Origin of the sequence: Alteromonas sp. BL110 (assembly GCF_003443615.1) — a bacterium.
In the GTDB taxonomy this organism is placed as follows: Bacteria; Pseudomonadota; Gammaproteobacteria; order Enterobacterales; family Alteromonadaceae; genus Alteromonas.
In genome coordinates, this window is sequence record NZ_CP031967.1 from 4,034,392 (window position 1) to 4,053,282 (window position 18,891).

Here is an 18,891-nt window from a genome sequence, read left to right on the forward strand (position 1 = left end):
AACTGTCGGGTTAAATGGCAACCAATCGAACATAGTAATATTTTTCTTACTAGGTCAAGCCTGCTTTTAAGATTTTCTTTTTAGTTTATCTTTCAGCATACGAAGGTCACCAATGATGGTTTCTTCTAAAAAGTGCATTTTGTGCCCTTCATTCCAAATTTTAATATTTTCACCTGACCATCCATTTTCAATTAATTCACTCCAGCCGTAAATGTACTCAAGTGTGTCGATAAATAAACTCTGAAATTCAAAAGGATCTACCTTTTTAAATAGATTATCTTTCTGTGAACCGTGAACAAAGAAGTTTCTAACTAAGATGGCTTTACGGACAATATATCTTAAGTCATCCGCGCTCAAAGGTCTTGTTGTCAGATGCTCTTCTAATATACTTATACGCTCGAAAATCCTATCTTTTAGGGACTTATCAGATATTTTTGATATCGAATGAAGTAAAGATTGTTTAATAGCTTCAAAGTTCTCGAGGTCTGTTTTAATTCTTGATTTAAGGTTTTCAAGAAGCTCGGGGGAACCTTCAGGTAGCTTGTTCTTTTCTTCACCTATGATCTTAGGGAATATATCGAAGAGGTTTGCTACAGCAATAAGCCTGCTAGGTGAATAGTCTTCTTGGAAGTATGAGCCATAGAAACTGTATCTAACAGTATCTCTATCTTCTTTATCAAACCAATTTTTGAGGATGCGCAAGAACTCTTCGCTATTTATATCAACTAAAGGGTCTGAAGCGAATCTGTCTTTCTTATCTTCGCCCCAGTAGTAATTACTATGGAATACCAATAATTCTTGGTGTTCATCTTCGCAGTCTTTTTTTAAACAAATCTCTCCAAAGTGAAGGTTAGAACCACTAACGAATCGCATGAACAATGAAAGTTTGTAGGCTCTTTCGAAAGCTTCCTCTAATAATAAAGGCTCTTCAAAATTGATATTCACTACTACTTTATTTTTAATGCTCACACCGTTGATGCTATAGCCTCCGCCAGTGCTTACGCAGTTGCTCGCACTAACTCTCCCAATCTTTGTCTCCTGATTGAAGATTTCAAAATTCCCGTCAAAGTAAGCTATTACAGCTCCCTCATTTGGTTCTAATTCTTCATGGTATTCTTGTCTTTTTAAAGCTGATAGCAACTCATCGTTGGGGAAGTTGATGTAATCGAACCCACTGAGCCTGGGGATCATGCGCTCTGGGTTATCTATAGTCAAAGAGATTGATTTGAATAAATCTTCGGAAGGGAGTATTTTACTAGTCCCAATTATCATTAAATGTGAATATATTTTTGCATTAAAGGATGTTTTCTTGTCGAATATGTGTCGACCAGTATTCCCTAAACAATTTATAAGTGAAATATACTTTCCTTCAGACGTTTTTCCATATATGTCTGAGTGACTTTCTACATTGAAAAACTCGGATGACCAGCAATTGAATTCTTTTGACCCATCTTCTGTATTGAGTATTCCCGATACATTATCATTGCTACCAACTTGGAAGCTGCCCTTAATAATTTCTTTCACTAATTTATCCCTTTAGCGTAACCACTATTAGTCCGTTGCAGAAGGTTATTATCCTTTCACTTGCTTACAAATGTCATGTTCCATTTGAGAATCGGTAAGGAATGTTTCCAGTTAACATAGCGCAGCGAGTGGCAAACTTGATGTACGATACACAATTGCGCCTGAATCGCCACTAGTTCAGTAGAATATCATAACTATATTTTTGAATAGAATCTGAGCCTGTGCTCCAACGTCTGCAATACGTACAAACCAGCCATCCCAGCCTAACATTCGTAAACTTAAATTTTGCCAACTCATACCAGCGCAAAATTCAAGCATAAAAAAGGGTGCTTTACAAAGCACCCTTTTTATCGTTTTCTTTTTGCGGTAACTATAAGCTTTAAGACACACTCAACTGGAGCGTACACAAAGCTTTAGTGATGGTTTGCGTTACTAAGTAAACTTAGTACTCCCACCATCCTTCTTGCCACCACTCCAAAAACTCTTCAAAGTCGATGTAACCATCGTCGTTACTATCGATAAGCTTAAAGCCTTCTTGTACGTGGCTAGCTTTAGTCTTTGGTGAAATTACGGTTAGAAGCTCGATGAACTCAGGTAAATCGATTTGGCCATTGCCATCACGATCGAAAAAGCTGAAGTCCTTTCTAATTTCTTCAATTTTAGATTCTGAAAGTTGAGTGCTCACTCGCATTCCTTATATCAACTGCAATAAATACGAGTGTAACGCCCTTCTTTCTGACTGTCTACGCCTGATTTTCTTTTGCTTTAAGTGCGCGTAAACGTTGAGCTTCTGCTTTTTCCTTACGCTTTTGTTCCATGGTCAAACGCGCTTCGGTACCTACGTGTTCCTGCTGACGTTCTTTCGCTAGCTGAACCTGCTTTTCACGTTCTCTAAAGCGAGCAATTTGATCGTCGGTATGTGTGCCGTAACAATGAGGGCAGCTTACGCCAGGCTCATACTTATCGCTTTGCTTATCTTCTTCAGTAATAGGGAGTCGACACGCGTAACACTGTTCGTAATGACTCTTTTCAAGGTCGTGGTTTACCGCAACGCGATTATCGAATACAAAGCAGTCGCCTTCCCACATAGACTCTTCTTTCGGCACATCTTCAAGATACTGTAAAATACCGCCTTCTAAGTGATAAACCTCTTCAAAACCCTGCTCTTTCAAATACGCTGTAGACTTTTCACAGCGAATGCCGCCAGTACAGAACATGGCTACTTTTTTGTTTTTTGACGGGTCGAGTTCTTTTTCTACGTATTCTGGGAATTCGCGAAACGTGTCGGTTTTAGGGTCAATGGCGTTTTTGAAAGTGCCAATTTCTATTTCATAACCGTTTCGGGTGTCAATAACGGTTACATCAGGGTCGCTTATTAGCGCATTCCAGTCTTTAGGCTTGACGTAAGTGCCTACAGTTTGGCGAGGGTCGATACCTTCAACGCCCATGGTTACGATTTCTTTTTTCAGCTTCACCTTAGTGCGATAGAACGGCTGTTCGTCGTGAAGTGATTCTTTGCAAGAGATAGGATTGATGCGTTCATCGCTATTCAGATAAGCGAGCAATGCGTCGATTCCCTCGCGAGTACCTGAAACAGTGCCGTTGATGCCTTCGTGGGCAAGAAGAAGTGTACCTTTAATACCATTTGCTTCCATAGTTTCTAGAAGCGGCTGGCGGATTTCTTTAAAGTTTTCAAGCGCAACAAATTTATACATTGCGCATACAATATATTTAGACATATTTTAACCTTTGCTGATTGGAGCGTAAGACCAGTGCAAAAATGCGGCGCGGAATATAACAAAACTGAGCGTTAAAAACTAGAGCAGTTCACGTGAAGTGCTGATAAGTCGTTCTATTTCTTTATTTAAAGATTACGCAATTTTGAATTTACGCGATATTTTCAAATGAAGAAAAATCTGGTGTTGTAGTTTGGTGCTTATCTTTCCCATATCTCCCCTCGCCTTGCGAAGATATAATTTCGTAAAGTAACGTATTATCTTCTTTAAAAGCATTGGCATATTGCCTTTTTAGTCGTTTTTGCGTAGCTAGACTGCAGTTGTCAACAACATCATTCGGAATTCGTTTGGCGTCATCGGTTTGAGCTAACGGAGCTGGCTTCATACTCAGATAAAGGCGTGCACTTTCGAAGTCTGTGGCGACTAAATTTGAGTGCACGTCCATGTCTGTCCATTCATTTTCATTGACGGACAATGATGGTCGCTTGTAGTGATTTAACGCGGCGAGTTGAGCTTCGATACTATTTTGGATTTCAAAGTCTGACGTTGCCGCTTCAATTTCAAACGGTTCAGCCACACTATGTTGCTGCATTGCAAGGTATAACGAGAACAATGCCCCCTGTGATGAAGCACGAGCGAGCACACCACTTCGCTCCCAGTAAATACTGGGGTCGATTGTTGCTTGTTCACTTGTTGAGGCTAAATCTGGCGACATACGTACGCTATGCTGTTTTTGTATACGTATATTGTCGGCAAGATAATGTTTTTCTTAAGCTTATTTTCTAAAGTTAGATATACTTCTCATTACTGGTAGTGCACTTATTCACGGAATAGAAATGCAATTTAGCAACAAACAAGTACTGATTGTTGAGGACCAACGTCCATTTCTTCTTCTTTTGAAAGGGCTAATGCATTCAATGGGGTCGTCTGATGTCGTCACTAAGTCATCTGCCGAACAGGCAGTCTCACTGTGTAAGAAACACAAGTTTGATATTGTAATTTGTGACTTGCACCTGGGCGCTGAAACCAAAAATGGCTATGAACTTATAGAAGAGTTGCGCACGCGAAGGCTCATTAACCCCACATCAGTGTTTATTCTTATTAGTGCTGATAGTGCTCGCCCAGTTGTGCTTGGCAGTATCGAACGTCGCCCAGACGATTTTCTAATAAAACCCTTTTCACAAGTACAGTTAAAATCTCGCATTGTACGTGCGTGGCAAAAACGACAATTTCTTCAACAAGCGTTTAACCTTATAGAGCAAGGTGAATACAACAGTGCCATAGATCATATTGAGACACTTTTAGAAAACCCTCATCACTACAAAGGGCATTGCGAACAGCTGCTAGTGGAGCTCTATTGGCGCATTTCCCACCCCAAAAAAGCGCTAGATGTATTAAAAGAGTATATCGAAGGTAAGCCTGTGCTTTGGGCACAAATAGCATTGGGTAGAACCTATTTACTATTGAACGAACATGAAAAAGCAATATCCATTGCTAAAAAAACGTTAAAACGCAACCGATTCAATGCTGATGCTCACGATATTCTAGCGCAAGCGCACCATGCTGTGGACTCGGGAGAAAAGGCCGTTGAGGCAATAAAGGAAGCAATAAAGCTGTCGCCCTTTTCATTAACCCGTCACTTTAAAGCGTGCGAAATTGGCAGAAACAATAACGACTTAGTGCTTGCAGCCAATTCAAGCCAAGCAATCTGGGACTTATCGAAGCGCACTGTGCATAAGGCGAGCTTACATTGGTGCGGCATGATACGAAGCTTACTTGATGTCGCTGAGTCAACTGATGACAAAGGTCAGCGCAATAAGTATCAGCAAGAAGCGTTACTAACGTTACAGCGAGGTAAATTCGATGAGCACCTATACAAAATCGACAGGGAGTTCGATGTCGATATTTTTGGTAATATTGTCAATGCAAGAATAAGCGCGATTGATGGGAAGCTCATAGATGCAAAACGCCATCTAAATACGTCGCAGATACAGCTAGGTGATAAATACCAAGAAGTACCTACAGCGTTCATTCCAGATAGTATAAACGTTATGTATAAACTGGGAGAGTTCGACGATGCGCTTCAGCTAAGTTCTCTACTTTCATCAAGAGGTGAAGAACTCGACCAAAACAGTTCTGACATGTTAAAAACGCAGGCGCAAAACGCACAAAAAAGCCTCGCTAGCTATCAGCAGTTTAACCGCGAGGGCATTCAACACTACCAGCAACAAGATTTCGAACGCGCTAAGGCCTCGTTTGCCCTTGCTCAGGGTTTCGCCCCCGTTAATACAGGCGTTGCACTTAACTTGCTTCAATGTCTTCTTCAAATAGCCATAAAAGAAGATAAGGCGGAAATGAAGTTAATAAACGAATGTAAGCGTTTATTTAAGCTTATTGATGACATGACACTCAAAGCGCCGTACAAAGAAAAGTATGAAAACATTCGAGATGAACTTTCTAAATACATTGGCTTTTGATAGCTAGCGGACATTTTAGTGCTATAAACAGCAACCCTACCCTTTCTATCAGTAGTATTCCTCGAGTACTCAGTGCACCCTAAGAGGTATCTATCCACTAGCGCTAACATTAAATCTGAGCCCTCTTACGCCGTGATCCATTGTACTGTATATACATACATGCTATAACGCAATACCATGCAGTCTATGCCAAAAAACACTCGTATCGTAGATTTGGTTAAAAATACTAGGCTGTTTGACTGTAATTGCTTAAAGGAAGTATACATCAGCGATGCATGACAGACTGATACAAAAACTTGAGATTCTTTCCGATGCGGCCAAGTACGACGCCTCTTGCGCGAGTGGTTCAGCAGGTAAACGACAAGCTGGGAAAACCGAAAAGAATGGTATAGGTTCACTTACCGGAGGCTCGGGTATATGTCACAGCTTCACACCTGATGGTAGGTGCGTTTCGCTGCTCAAAATTCTTATGACAAACTACTGTATCTATGATTGTCACTATTGCATTAATAGGGTTTCAAGCAATGTTCAACGGGCGCGGTTCACCGTTAAAGAAACAGTAGATTTAACCCTGAATTTTTATAAACGCAATTACATTGAGGGATTGTTTCTAAGCTCGGGTATTGTCGGTTCCCCTGATATCACCATGGAAAGCATGGTACGTATTGCGAAATCGCTGCGAATTGACCACGGATTTAAGGGATATATTCATCTCAAAACTATCCCGAATGCGTCGCCAGAATTACAAGCAGAAGCAGGACTGTACGCAGACAGACTTAGTATCAACGTAGAAATGCCTACACAGTCTTCACTAAACAAGTACGCACCAGAGAAAGATCTTGGCGATATTCATGGCTCGATGAATACGCTAAAAGAAAAAATTACAGAGCATAAAGTAGACAGGACATATTCGGGCAAACGCCCTCCCCGTTTCGCGCCTGGGGGGCAGTCTACGCAAATGATTATAGGTGCCGATGGGTCAAATGATAAAACGATTTTAGGTACGAGTGTAAAGCTCTACAACGATCAAAAACTTCGACGTGTGTATTACTCGGCATTTTCTCCTATCCCTGATGCATCGGAAGTTTTACCGCTAAAACCGGCGCCATTGATACGAGAACACCGGCTATACCAAGCCGATTGGCTTTTGCGCTTTTACGGTTTTGGCCTAGATGAAATCTTGCAAGACGACATGTTAGATATGGATTACGACCCAAAGCTTTCATGGGCATTACGCAACCGTCATCTATTTCCTATTGATTTAAACAAAGCTGACAAACAGATGCTGCTGCGCGTTCCCGGTCTTGGTGCGCGAACGGTACAAAAGATTTTATCTATAAGGCGTAATACAAAACTTAACTGGATCGACCTTACCAAAATGCGGCTACCTCTTAAAAAGTTGAAGCCTTTTATCAGCGTGGGAGATTACTCCCCTGATATACACTTACTCGACAGTAATAGTTTCGAGCTTCAGTTTAAACAGCCTAAACAGTTTGAGCTGTTTGGCGCTTGAGTGTTGTGTTAACGCAACTATGCTCAGCCACAGTCTAAAAGGTAGCTTTTATGAAGACCATAACCATTACTTCAGTACCTGGCTTTGAAGAGTGGCGAGAGGCCTCGCGAGAATGCATCGCTGCGCGTATCCGTCCTGAACAGATTATCTGGCAGAGCGCGAATGCAATACAAAACGATCTGTTTGGTAGCGGTACTGAGCAGTGCGAAAGCAAAATGCCGCGAAAAATGCCGCAAAGTAAGCTTAGTATTCCTAAACCTACGTTAATGCTTTTAAAGTACGCCCTATGCCATAACGATGATAATCGATTTGCTCTTTGTTACCGTGTTTTGTGGCGTGTCGTTTATGAAAATAAACAGCTTATTCAAATGAAAACGGATGACGATGTTATCCAGCTTTTTGCCTTGGCGAAAGCGGTAAAACGTGACGCTTATAAAATGAGTGCGTTCCTGAGGTTCAGAGAAATAAACGTAGAGGAGCAAGAGCATTTTGTTGCCTGGTATGAACCTGAGCATTTCAGTTTAGAAATAAAGCTTAACTTTTTTAAGACTCGATTTAAGAATATGCGTTGGTCTATTTTAACACCCTATCGTGCTGCTCACTGGGATACCGAAACCCTAGTGCTAGAAGATAACCCCGATTCAAGCGTTGTACCCGATGATGACCGCATTGAAAAATACTGGCTGACTTATTACGCCAATATATTTAATCCTGCGCGTATTAAAACAAATGCGATGTTGAATCAAATGCCTAAAAAGTACTGGAAAAATATGCCAGAGACATCGCTGATAGACGATATGATAAAACAATCGGACGCCCGTGCCAGAAAAATGATTAGCGATGGCAATAAGCACTGAGTTAACACAAATGCCCTTATATTAATGAGCGAACATATACGAGCTTGACCTATTAACACTGGGCCAAGCTTTGATTTCGACGTTGAATTAGCATTAACTTTGCACGAACCAACTTAGCCTTTAAAATTCTCTACAGTATTAATCAGGTCGTCTATATTTTCGATAAGCGTCTCACGCTGTTCGTCTGTTAGGGTAGAAAAAAGCTCGGATATTAACGTAGCGCTAACGGTCATATTATGGGCGCTACTTTGCTTATAAATATCACTTTTGTAGCTATCCGGTGTTTGCATTAAGTCGACCAGTTCAGCTTCAAAATTATCGTTAAATTTACGCGTTACAAATAGCTTTCGCGCTGCATTTTGTATATTCCTACGATAAGTTAGCCATTCACCCCCTGTGGAAATAAACTGTGTAGCATAAGTGTTTACAATTTGCTTTTGCTCACTAGTTAATTTTCCTACGCGTTCACTAATAGCCTCCTCAATGCGCTCTATACGATCTTCTAAGCGCTCTTCGTCAGACTTTTCTAGCGACTCTTTTCGCTCTTCTTCTTCCTCTTTGTTATCTTTCTCAAGGGCTGCAAAAAGCGTAACAACTTGTTCGTCATCAAGTGTTTTTGCTATTTCTGCTAATTCTGGGCTCACTTCATCTCGCACTCTTTCCCAATGAGCTCGTGCGCTTGCAAGATGTTCAAGGACAGCATTTGAATCTAAGCGCCTTTCTTTGATTTGTTGTTTAATATCGGTAAGTTGAGCTTGATAACGTTTAAGTTCAGAGGTTTTGTGCCAGCGTAGCCAGTTTTGAAGATAGTCATCAAATTTTTCTTCTTGCTCGTCTTTAAGTTCAATATAGTCGTCCAAGTACCAGTAAACCCACCAATCCAAGTTGTTATAAGCTAATTTCGAACTGCATGAAGCAAGAAACATCACAGAAACAAATACTAACAGTACACGCATAACTCATCCTTTTTTGTTAACTACGTTATTTGCTGTAAATCCGCTTATATTTAATTCCAATTAAAAAGCAGGCGTAAATGGTAAAGCGCTCGTGACATCGCGCTGGTTTATTATTTTCAGTTATTTAAATTCTTTACAACACACATGCGCACTTTACGTATTGATACCTTAACGTTACCTTAACTGTAATGCTGGTGAAAAGAAGGATTTTAATGTGTCAAAACGTGTCGCAATTTTAACCTCCGGTGGCGACGCACCGGGTATGAACGCATGTATCCGAGCTTCGATTATTGCGTGCCAGAAGGCTAACTACACGCTACTTGGCTATAAGCATGGTTACAATGGGCTGTTACAACAAGAGTACATTCCCCTATCACTCGACTCTACACACAACTTGATCCAACAAGGCGGTACCATTTTACACAGTGCAAGGTGCAAAGAGCTTAAGAGCCAAGAAGGTATTACAAAAGCAGCTAACAACTTGATGAAGGCAGAAATTGATACGCTTATTGTGATTGGCGGCGACGGCTCGTTTCGTGGTGCAGCTGAACTAGGGAAAGAATGGGACGGCCAAATATTAGGAATACCCGGCACGATAGATAACGACATTAGCGGAACGGATGCAACCATCGGCTATTTTACCGCTATAGACACTGCGATGAGTTCTATAGATAAAGTTCGAGATACTGCAGATGCATTCGAGCGTATATTCCTTATAGAAGTCATGGGCAGGAACGCAGGCTTTTTAGCTTTGAATGCTGCGCTTTCTTCTGCTGCTGACTATGTGGTTGTACCAGAGTTTTTCGAATCTGCTGACAAAGAGATAGAGAAGATTGTTACTCAAATAAAAGCCCAGCGCGCATTAAAAGGGCCGGTTAGTTTTATTGTTGTCGTTGCTGAAAACGTATGGCCAGATGGCTTAGCAGGGCTCACTGATGCACTGCAGAAGCACAATATTAGTGACGTTAGGCCCGTAACCTTAGGTCATGTTCAACGTGGCGGCTCGCCTGTAGCACAAGACAGGTTGCTCGCAACAACGCTCGGGGAGTTTGCTATAAGTCTAGTGGGTAGCGACATTACTAACATCATGGTAGGCGAAGTGAATCAACGCCCTGTTACCATCCCTCTTCATAAAACGTGGGAAGATACCAAACCTCTGAACGAGGCCCGTGTTGACGCTATGCGTACGCTTATGAATGAACGATACAGTGGTAACTGAATTGACGGTTAGGGGCTGTAACTAAACAGCAAAAAATTCAATAGGTACTCAAAAGAAAAAATAAAAAAGGCATTGTTTATATTTAAACAACGCCTTAAACACTTTACTACTTGAGCTAAGTTACATTTTCATAGCCGCTTTGACTTTATCGCGGTGACTGCGGCTTACCTTAAGTTCTGTATCGTTTTGGAGTATCAAGTGGTACTCGCCACTGATGTGACTGACTAGCTTTTTAACAAAACGAATATTAGCTATGGCGGAACGGTGCACGCGAACGAAAAATTGCGGGTTTAGTTCTTGCTCAAGCTCTTTCATGGTTTTACGCATTATGTGCATGCCATCAAGCGCGTGTACGCACATATAATCGCCTGCTGCATCAATCCATTGAATGTCTTGTACGTTTACACGGGTTACTTCTGAACCATCTTTGATAGCTAAAACATCAGGGTAAGGGTTCGTCTCAACCGGCTCTCCGCTAGCTAATTTACGTAGAATTTCCTCGCAATCATCACCGGTTAGTTCAGCCACTAGGCTCACCAACTTTTTAGACTGCTCATCTTGGTGCTGAGTTGAGAAGTATTCACGAACCTTGCCCAACGCCGCGCCAAGGCGTTCATCATCTGCTGGCTTTAACAAATAGTCTAGTGCATGTATATCAAAGGCTTTAATAGCGTAATTGTCGTAGGCAGTTACGAAAACAATCATTGGAATTGGCTGCTTTAATTCACGAAGCTTGTGAATAACTTGAAAGCCATTTAAACCCGGCATTTGAATGTCTAAAAACACTAAGTCTGGACGATGTTGAGAAATACTGCTCACAGCTTCAAGACCGTTCTGACATTCTGCAAGAACCTGTACATCATCATGACGCTCCAACCTAGCACGAAGGCCTCTGCGCGCTAAAGGTTCGTCGTCCACTACAATGGTTTTAATCACTTGCTTTGTCATGTTATACGTCCTTAACTTCATACGGTATGCGAATTCTAACCCGCACACCGGAAGGCTGATTGTGTTCTATAGAGAATGCAAAATTACGATGATAAAGGGATTGCAAACGTTCTTTTATGTTGGCTAAGCCCACACCATTTTCACGGCTAAGGTTGCCATCTTTGATATCTGCGCCCGGGCCGTTATCAGCAACGTCCATCAATAAATCATTACCAAACGTACGCGCCGTTATTGAAATACGACCACCGTTTTCCATCTTAGATATGGCATGCTTTATCGAATTTTCAATAATCGGCTGCAAGATCATGCTTGGCACGAGTGCACTTTCACAGCTTTCATCAATATCCCATTGCACATCTAACCTGTCATCAAAACGCACTTTTTCTATTTCAAGATAAAGTCTCAGCGCCTTAGTTTCTTGACCTAACGGGACCCGCTTTATCGGGTCATTGTCTAGCGAGTAGCGTAAGAAATCGCTTAGGCGGGAAACCATGGCCTCCGCCGTATCATTTTCCTTCAATAGGATAAGGGTAGAAATAGCGTTCAGCGTATTAAAAAGAAAATGCGGGTTAAGCTGATAGCGAAGCATTTTGATATGCGCCTGGTGCGCCATGGTGCTGGCTTTTAGCGCATTTTGCTTTTCTTTTTGCAACATCTGAAAGTTTTTGATGCCGAAGTACACACCACTCCAGCAGCCGACCATTATCAATGAGTTAATGGTGTTGGTGAAATACATATACCATTCGTCTGGGCGATACCCGTGTTTATATATTTCCCAGTAGTTAATGTTTTTCACTACTGCCCACAATAGCGCTATTAGATAACACGACACTATCACTATTGTGATCATGTTTAGCGGCGATTGTTTTCTTGCCCAACGATAAATGTAGCGCAGTGGAATGGTTAACAACCACCCTGCATAGGCATTTAGCATAATTATGAAAACCCAAATGGGTCTTACATCATGAAGAAACGAACCGATGTAATAAATTATCGCAAACCCTGCCCAGCCTGCGCTGTGCAACGTCCAGAATAACCGTTCATTACTTTCTATTACACGCTGAAAGCGACTCACAATATTACCACTTTAAAAACTAATAAAGAGATTATACGCCAGCCCTGGCGTGACCCAAGCGGCTTGGTCGTACACCTTATGCCTCTGGTCGCAGGGCAAATTCTTGAAATTATGCATTTTTCAAGAGAACATCGCTTATATTAATAGCTTATGTTCATTCTCTTAAGCCAGTGAACCCACCACCAAGCGGGGCCAACTAACAGAAAACGTAGGTCTTCGAAGAATGATGGTTTTTTGCCTTCTATATGATGCCCTATAAACTGCAATACCCACATGACGACAAACAAAACTAGGGAAAATAACCATACTGAGATGTTAAAGTGCTCTAACGTATTAACGGCACCAAAGCATAATATGGTAAGCAGTGTCATTGCTGCACCTATAGGCCCTGACAACATGAAGTAGTAATAAAGCACCGGTACTGCAATAATGTGTGCCCACGTTATGTCAAACTGGGATATAAAATCCGGTACCGGCAAGCTCCAAAGCAAGCCAATAGAAACGAAGTAAATACTTGGTACTGCGATAGCGTGAATGATAACGTTCGTTTTGTTTTGATGGCTTTCGCCATACTGTATTAACAGCCGCTCAATACTTCTCATACCTGCCCCTTTGCCTGTTTTTAAGAATTAGCTACCGCCCCGAAAACACGTTTAATAAACCACTAGGTCAACAATGTATGTCGGGACAACAGCGTTTTTATCAGTTTTTCATCACAGGTAAAGGCGAGCCCATAATAAACCATATCGCTTTCATGCTTATGGTTTTTAACCCTTGCTGTGAGGGCTACTTCTTTACCGTCTAACGAATAGTTTAGCCGAACCTCGGCTTCATCAAGCATTACAGGCCAATTTGGCTTAACCTGAAGTGCAACTTTGCATCCTTTTTCGCTCAAATCAATAATGATACCTGTTACATTTTCATCATCTGGATACACTTCAGACTCCAATGTCACAGATACACCCAATTGCGCGCGCTTAACCGCGCGAAGCCCAATACTTTCAATGCGTTTAGGAAACGTTGTGATAAGTAACCCTGAAGGCTTAGCGAGCAATTTTAAAACTTTTACTTTGAAAGCAATAACTTGGCCAGTATCACCTTCGAGTATGGAACGAACAACAACCTCGTTACCTACTGTGAGCGCATCGCGAACGGTTATCCACTTGGCCGAGGTGGGGATATGAAAAAGCAGGCACTCATCTGTAAGCATGCCTACATAGTCTGTTTTTACACGCTTGGGCGCAGCAGGCATCGCAATCTGTAAATCGACGATATCGCCAGGTACTAGCGTTCGCAACGATTCCAAATTATCTTCGCTCAGTAAGTCGCTTTGTATCTTATCAGCCATTTGTATTTGTTATTGCTGGATTTAATGTGATTTTGTCCAATTTACGCATCAAATCAAAACTTATCAACACTATGATGGCAAACCAACTTCTATAAACGTAAAAATATGCGGGGTGGTTGCCAATCTATTGGGATTAACCTAATAGGTTGATATAGTTAAGGTATCGTTTTTTTACCCTATCGGACCTCTATGCCTTCTGCTCTTCACTATACGTTAACTATTTCAAATTGGCGTGCACACCAATTTACTGTCGCGCTCCACATTCCTGTACATAACGATTCATCGCTAACACTTACTCTTCCAAGCTGGATCCCAGGAAGCTACATGGTTCGCGATTTTGCGAAAAGCATAATTAGGTTAAGTGCTACGTTAAGTACCAGCCGCTTAGAGAATTCCAGCGGCGAAAACCCAGATAGTGTTCCCGTAACTAAGCTCGATAAACAAACGTGGCGTGTTAAAACTGACGGAAAAGCTTGCACCGTTAACTACACGGTTTATGCCAATGATCTGTCGATTCGCTCTGCCTTTATGAACGATGAGTACGCATTTATAAATGGAACAAGTGCGTTTTTACGCGTATCGGGCTTTGAGCAAGCAGCCTGCGAACTAGACATTGAACTCGATGATAGTGACCCATCTACCGCTAATTGGAAAGCTTACACCTCTATGCCAATTCGCAGCGAAAGTACTAGTGCAAGGCGCTGGCATTTTGCCGAAAAAAATTACGATGAACTCATCGACCACCCTATTTACGTTGGTATTGCAGACACCCACAGCTTCGACGTAGACGGTATTACTTTTACGTTGCTTTTCTCAGGCAACAACAATATCGATTACCCGCGCATAGCTAGAGACCTCACACCTATTTGCAAGCATCACTTGGACTTGTTTGGTGCTCCACAACCCATAAATAATTATCTGTTTATGACCCTGCTTGCCGATAACGGCTTTGGTGGTTTAGAGCATAAGCACTCAACCGCCCTTCTTTATCCGCGTTTTGATTTGCCACAGATAGGTGAAGGCGAAAACAAAACCGACAGCTACATAACCTTCTTGAGCTTGTGTAGTCATGAGTTCTTTCATACATGGCATGTGAAGCGCATCAAGCCTGAGGTAATGGTAAAACCTGATTTATCTCAGGAAACCTACACCAACCAGCTTTGGATTTATGAAGGCTTTACAAGTTTTTACGACGACGTAACCTTGGCGAGAGCTGGTGTTATTGAGCCTCAGAAATACCTCGATATAGTGGCGCAAAATGTTAGTCGACTGTTACAAAACGCTGGGCGCTTTAAACAAAGTGCTGCTGAAAGTAGCTTTGACGCCTGGACAAAATTTTACAAGCAGGATGCGAGCGCTACTAATAATATCGTTAGTTATTATACCAAAGGCGGCATTATTGCCCTTGGCTTAGATTTGCTGCTTCGCAAAAAATCAGATAATCAAGTTAATTTAGACTCTTTAATGCAACTGCTTTGGAAGCACTATGGTATTGATGAGTGCGGTACGCCTGACGACGTGATTCAGTCGCTTTGCGATACCCATTTTGGCATTGATGTCTCAGACTATTTAGACCGTGTTGTTTATGGTACTGACGATGTGGAATTGGCTGCACTAGTTTCTGACATGGGCGTTAATTACAAAACCCGTACACGTGTTTCGGCTGAAGATAAAGGCGGGTTTTCGCAGCGGCCCTCAATAAAAAATCAGCTTGGCGCCACATTAAAACCTGCAACGTTTGGGCTAACGGTAGTTCAAGTATTTGAAGGTCTTGCCGCTATGAAGGCAGGTATTCTTCTTAACGATGTCATTATTGCATTAGACGGTCATATCGTTAATGCTCAAAAGCTACAGCGCTTACTAGATAACGCTCAGACATCCACGGTAGACATATCGCTTATTCGCGATGGGCGTCTTATAACACTACCTATTGCCGTTACTGAAGCTAGACAGGAAATGGCATACTTTGAAATTACTGATGAAGAGAAACTTAATAAGTGGTTAGGTAAATAAAGCAACGCGTAATAACAAAAAAAGAATACTTAAAAAGATTACTAAAAAGGCGCCTTCGAGTTCTACCTGAAAGCGCCTTTTCTATACTACTTTAAGCATTAAAATCTATTTGCTTTTACTGTTCGGGAGAACCAGAGATTATGGTCTGCGGATCTAGTCGAGTTTTCCCTAAGTTAATACGCCAGTCCAAGTGCGGACCGGTGGAGCGGCCAGTGGACCCAATCGTTCCAATCTGTTCACCTTGCTTGACGGTATCGCCTACCTCAACTGTGAAGCTATCCATATGCAAAAACGTTGAAAAAACACGCATACCGTGGTCTAGAATTAGGGTGTTACCTGAGTAATAGAGATTGTCGGCCATGGTAACCACACCATCCACAGGCGCATATACGGGAGTGCCTGTTTTGTTAGCGATATCTACGCCGTAATGCGGCCATTTCGGCACACCATTTAATATGCGTTGACTACCATACACGCCCGATATTCTACCTTTAGCTGGCCACTCAAAACGGGTGAACAAAGCGTCTAAATCGCTATTTCCGCTGCGCGCTTTGCCAACGTTGACGTTATCTCGTTTTATCCGTGCAGTAACTTCAGCTGGCGGCGTAACCATTTTCTGCTCTAAACCATCAATGCGCTGAATATTGTATTCGCGCTTTTGAAGGGTAATGTCACGTGTCCACGTTTTACCATTATCTAGCGTCACCACTAAACGTTGCTGAAGAGGTGCTTCTCTTTCAAAGCCCACAACAAATTTGCCGTCCTTGTTTGTCTGAACTGGCTCGCCATTAAGAGTGACCGTAGCGCCTGCTGGAGCCTGACCGCGTAACAAGGCGCCTTGGGTAAATTTACCATTTAGCGAAACCTCAATCGGGTTTTTATCTTGGACTGGGTCAGACGATATTTCAGCGCCTTCATTTGTCGCAATTGCCGCAGTCGCAACAGGGCTTGTGAAAACAACACCCATCGCAAAAATACACGTTAATGCACGTGGTGCCCTCTTACCCAACACTCGTGTTATTACGCTGATTATTGGATTAGTTAACGTGTCTTTAGTATGTGTGGAAGCCATAAAATGCCCTATCCTTTGCTGCTTGCTTTAACGTTACCCCTTAACCGTAGCGCCTTTACCTACGCCTTCATAGGCAATGACTTGGCAAACGCCGTCAGGCGTACGCTTCTTTTGCTCTTCAAGAAGATACTGAGCTAAACACTCAACCGTCGAGTCGGTCTCGATGACTTCACAATCTGATTTAGGAATAAGTAGTTCAAAATACCCCTGTGAAGATTCATAAGCGAAACAGTAGTAGTCCTCTTCATTTGCTACTTCACCTTTTAGCTTTCTGTCGCCGTAGGCAATTTCATCTTCACGGGTTGCAATATAGATATCAGCCCAACGGTCTGCCCAATATTGCTGACTTTCCGTGCTCACTTTACCGTCAAGGATAATATCAATGCGAGAACGGTGTCCGTGAGCTATACGCTGACAGTTACCATCGTGCTTTTTAAGCCCGTGAGTGTAGTGATAGAAAGGTGAATCGATAACTTCTTCACGCAAATGCAGCGTTATGTTTTCAACGTTTTCAGGAAGGTGCGTTGCCAACACTTCTTTTAAGTAAACGCCGACAGACTCCATGTTTATTTCATTTGAATAAACGAACGCATAGGCTTCCGCTGGGCAATGTAACATGATGCTACGCCCATCAGTGCAGGTAAAACGGGTCTCTACCTGTTCAGTAACGTCATCGTGAATCACCTCTGAACCGCTATATTCCGCGGGTACTAAAAGCTTATGATCGACATATTCGTCGATAAGTCGCTTTAGATTCTTTTTCACGTGACCAAAGTCTTGAACCATGCTCTCTTCATTAAGCTCACCGTCCAAAATCACATCGACAATCCAGCTTTCGCCCACCATGCCGCGCTTTGGGCAAAGGTAAGAAAAGTCCATCACTGTCAAATCATTTACAAATAATTGCATAACACCCTTGAATCGAGTTTATATTCTATTAACTAGTATACGTTTTTTATCTTCACTTCGCAGCGACTAGTCCATGGAAGATTGGCGATTAAGCTGATCTTTTAAATTAGGTGGAATTCCACGAATGGTTAGTGTATCGGTAGCTGGGTCGTAAAACACTCTGTCGCCCATTAGTTTACGTTCAAAACTTAGCGATATTCCGCCACCCTGACCAGTAAATTTCGCAAGCTGTTTTAAAGCTGCTGGATCGGGCTGAATTTCTTTTTCAAGCGGTGCTTCCATAGACTGAGTGAAGGCAGAAAAGTTGCTGCTGGTTTCCTCGTTCTGGGGAAGTCGGTTTGCCAGTTCATCCACCGACAAGCTCTCGCCTGCATCAATCTTTTCTTTGAAGTACGACTTAACTTCTTCTCTATGCTGATGCTGCTCTTGTGGGTCTAACGATTCGCTGGCAAGATACGCATCCACCGTAGAAATTAGCTGCTTGTTCTGTTGCTTAACATCCACCAATTCCTCGCAGCCCACAAACTGCATGAAGAAATCAGATACTTTGCGCCCCATTCTACCTTTAATGAAGCTAACGTAACGCTGCTGTTCTGGCTGAATATCCCACTGAGTTAAATCGAAACGCACGGCCAGCTGCATTTTGGCTAAATCTAAATGCTCGCGAGCAGATAAGTCTAGTGAATTAGTAACCTCAACATGTGAGCGGGTATTGAGTAACGCAATCATTAAGTACTGTGTGGCTAGGTATTCATACTGGCAGAATATAAGAAAGCCAGTTTCTACCGTACCTGTATCAGCTAAAGTACGTACTAAGCGGTTTGTCGCCGATACTGAAAACCTGTGAAACGCGTCTTCTACATTGTCACCGGCCTCTTTTTGAATATCCATGTACTGTCTAAGGCATTCAGCGAACTCAGCCACATTCTCAGTGCTTGTTTTCGTGGTTGCTTCGCCTTCTTCGTTTTCCACTTCTGCTTCGCGGGTAACTTCAGTGACAAAATGCCCTACGCCTTTTCCGGGTTTAGCATTGAAGCTGTGGTTAATTTGATGGGCTAAAAGCTCAATTTCCGGCGTTACTGCCAAGCAGTTATCACGGGGAATTGCTTCAATTTTCTCTTCTTTGTTTACAATCAAGCGATGTACAACAAAGTGATGAATCAGTGCACTCATAGAGTATCTGGTGTCCTGTTGCTTAAAAAGTGTCAGAAATATTCAAAGAATTGCGGGATTTTAGAATGAAT

17 protein-coding genes are annotated in these 18,891 nt (G+C 42.2%); 5 read left to right on the plus strand and 12 right to left on the minus strand.

The window, feature by feature from the left end; translation table 11 throughout:
* Nucleotides 1-66: 66 nt before the first annotated feature.
* From D1814_RS17570 to D1814_RS17585, 4 genes are all read right to left on the minus strand, one after another.
* Entirely contained in the window at nt 67-1,524 is a 1,458-nt protein-coding gene (locus D1814_RS17570) for a hypothetical protein (protein ID WP_118494842.1), read from the minus strand.
* 442 nt (nt 1,525-1,966) lie between these two features.
* Nucleotides 1,967-2,209, minus strand: a complete 243-nt coding sequence (locus D1814_RS17575; protein ID WP_012518428.1) for an EF-hand domain-containing protein — start codon at nt 2,207-2,209, stop codon at nt 1,967-1,969.
* Between the two features lie 58 nt (nt 2,210-2,267).
* A complete protein-coding gene (gene trhO / locus D1814_RS17580) occupies nt 2,268-3,263 on the minus strand; it encodes an oxygen-dependent tRNA uridine(34) hydroxylase TrhO (RefSeq protein ID WP_118494844.1) in 996 nt (331 codons plus the stop codon).
* Nucleotides 3,264-3,411: 148 nt separating this feature from the next.
* Nucleotides 3,412-3,975 (minus strand): VC2046/SO_2500 family protein, encoded by a 564-nt coding sequence (locus tag D1814_RS17585; protein ID WP_118494846.1) that lies wholly within the window; start codon nt 3,973-3,975, stop codon nt 3,412-3,414.
* A gap of 121 nt (nt 3,976-4,096) precedes the next feature.
* Here D1814_RS17585 and D1814_RS17590 point away from each other — a divergent pair, with 121 nt between their 5' ends.
* The 3 genes from D1814_RS17590 to D1814_RS17600 all read left to right on the plus strand — a co-directional run bounded on the left by D1814_RS17590 (nt 4,097) and on the right by D1814_RS17600 (nt 8,107).
* A complete protein-coding gene (locus tag D1814_RS17590) occupies nt 4,097-5,737 on the plus strand; it encodes a response regulator (RefSeq protein ID WP_118494848.1) in 1,641 nt (546 codons plus the stop codon).
* Nucleotides 5,738-6,008: 271 nt separating this feature from the next.
* Nucleotides 6,009-7,250, plus strand: a complete 1,242-nt coding sequence (locus D1814_RS17595) for a putative DNA modification/repair radical SAM protein (RefSeq protein WP_118494850.1) — start codon at nt 6,009-6,011, stop codon at nt 7,248-7,250.
* 50 nt (nt 7,251-7,300) lie between these two features.
* Entirely contained in the window at nt 7,301-8,107 is an 807-nt protein-coding gene (locus D1814_RS17600) for a TIGR03915 family putative DNA repair protein (RefSeq protein WP_118494852.1), read from the plus strand.
* A gap of 113 nt (nt 8,108-8,220) precedes the next feature.
* On the opposite strand, the gene D1814_RS17605 is transcribed toward D1814_RS17600, so the two are convergent.
* Complete coding sequence (locus D1814_RS17605; protein ID WP_118494854.1) at nt 8,221-9,063, minus strand: DUF6279 family lipoprotein; 843 nt, start codon at nt 9,061-9,063, stop codon at nt 8,221-8,223.
* Between the two features lie 214 nt (nt 9,064-9,277).
* Here D1814_RS17605 and D1814_RS17610 point away from each other — a divergent pair, with 214 nt between their 5' ends.
* Complete coding sequence (locus D1814_RS17610) at nt 9,278-10,282, plus strand: ATP-dependent 6-phosphofructokinase (protein WP_118494856.1); 1,005 nt, start codon at nt 9,278-9,280, stop codon at nt 10,280-10,282.
* Between the two features lie 120 nt (nt 10,283-10,402).
* On the opposite strand, the gene D1814_RS17615 is transcribed toward D1814_RS17610, so the two are convergent.
* The 4 genes from D1814_RS17615 to D1814_RS17630 form a co-directional block, all read right to left on the minus strand.
* Nucleotides 10,403-11,230 (minus strand): LytR/AlgR family response regulator transcription factor, encoded by an 828-nt coding sequence (locus tag D1814_RS17615; RefSeq protein ID WP_118494858.1) that lies wholly within the window; start codon nt 11,228-11,230, stop codon nt 10,403-10,405.
* Nucleotide 11,231: 1 nt separating this feature from the next.
* Nucleotides 11,232-12,305 carry a sensor histidine kinase gene (locus D1814_RS17620; RefSeq protein ID WP_118494860.1) on the minus strand — a complete coding sequence of 358 codons (1,074 nt, stop codon included), beginning with the start codon at nt 12,303-12,305 and terminating at the stop codon, nt 11,232-11,234.
* 140 nt (nt 12,306-12,445) lie between these two features.
* Nucleotides 12,446-12,907 (minus strand): Mpo1 family 2-hydroxy fatty acid dioxygenase, encoded by a 462-nt coding sequence (locus D1814_RS17625; protein WP_118494863.1) that lies wholly within the window; start codon nt 12,905-12,907, stop codon nt 12,446-12,448.
* Between the two features lie 62 nt (nt 12,908-12,969).
* Nucleotides 12,970-13,653, minus strand: coding sequence for a PilZ domain-containing protein (locus D1814_RS17630; RefSeq protein ID WP_118494865.1), 684 nt, complete (start codon nt 13,651-13,653; stop codon nt 12,970-12,972).
* Nucleotides 13,654-13,842: 189 nt separating this feature from the next.
* Here D1814_RS17630 and D1814_RS17635 point away from each other — a divergent pair, with 189 nt between their 5' ends.
* Nucleotides 13,843-15,666 carry a M61 family metallopeptidase gene (locus tag D1814_RS17635; RefSeq protein ID WP_118494867.1) on the plus strand — a complete coding sequence of 608 codons (1,824 nt, stop codon included), beginning with the start codon at nt 13,843-13,845 and terminating at the stop codon, nt 15,664-15,666.
* A gap of 115 nt (nt 15,667-15,781) precedes the next feature.
* Here D1814_RS17635 and D1814_RS17640 read toward each other — a convergent pair whose 3' ends face one another.
* From D1814_RS17640 to yejK, 3 genes are all read right to left on the minus strand, one after another.
* Nucleotides 15,782-16,633 carry a M23 family metallopeptidase gene (locus D1814_RS17640; RefSeq protein WP_409049193.1) on the minus strand — a complete coding sequence of 284 codons (852 nt, stop codon included), beginning with the start codon at nt 16,631-16,633 and terminating at the stop codon, nt 15,782-15,784.
* Between the two features lie 138 nt (nt 16,634-16,771).
* Nucleotides 16,772-17,647: a 6-carboxytetrahydropterin synthase gene (locus D1814_RS17645; RefSeq protein ID WP_118494871.1), complete on the minus strand. Its 876-nt coding sequence runs from the start codon at nt 17,645-17,647 to the stop codon at nt 16,772-16,774.
* A 66-nt stretch (nt 17,648-17,713) separates the two neighbouring features.
* Nucleotides 17,714-18,820, minus strand: coding sequence for a nucleoid-associated protein YejK (yejK, locus tag D1814_RS17650; protein ID WP_118494873.1), 1,107 nt, complete (start codon nt 18,818-18,820; stop codon nt 17,714-17,716).
* Nucleotides 18,821-18,891 lie beyond the last annotated feature (71 nt).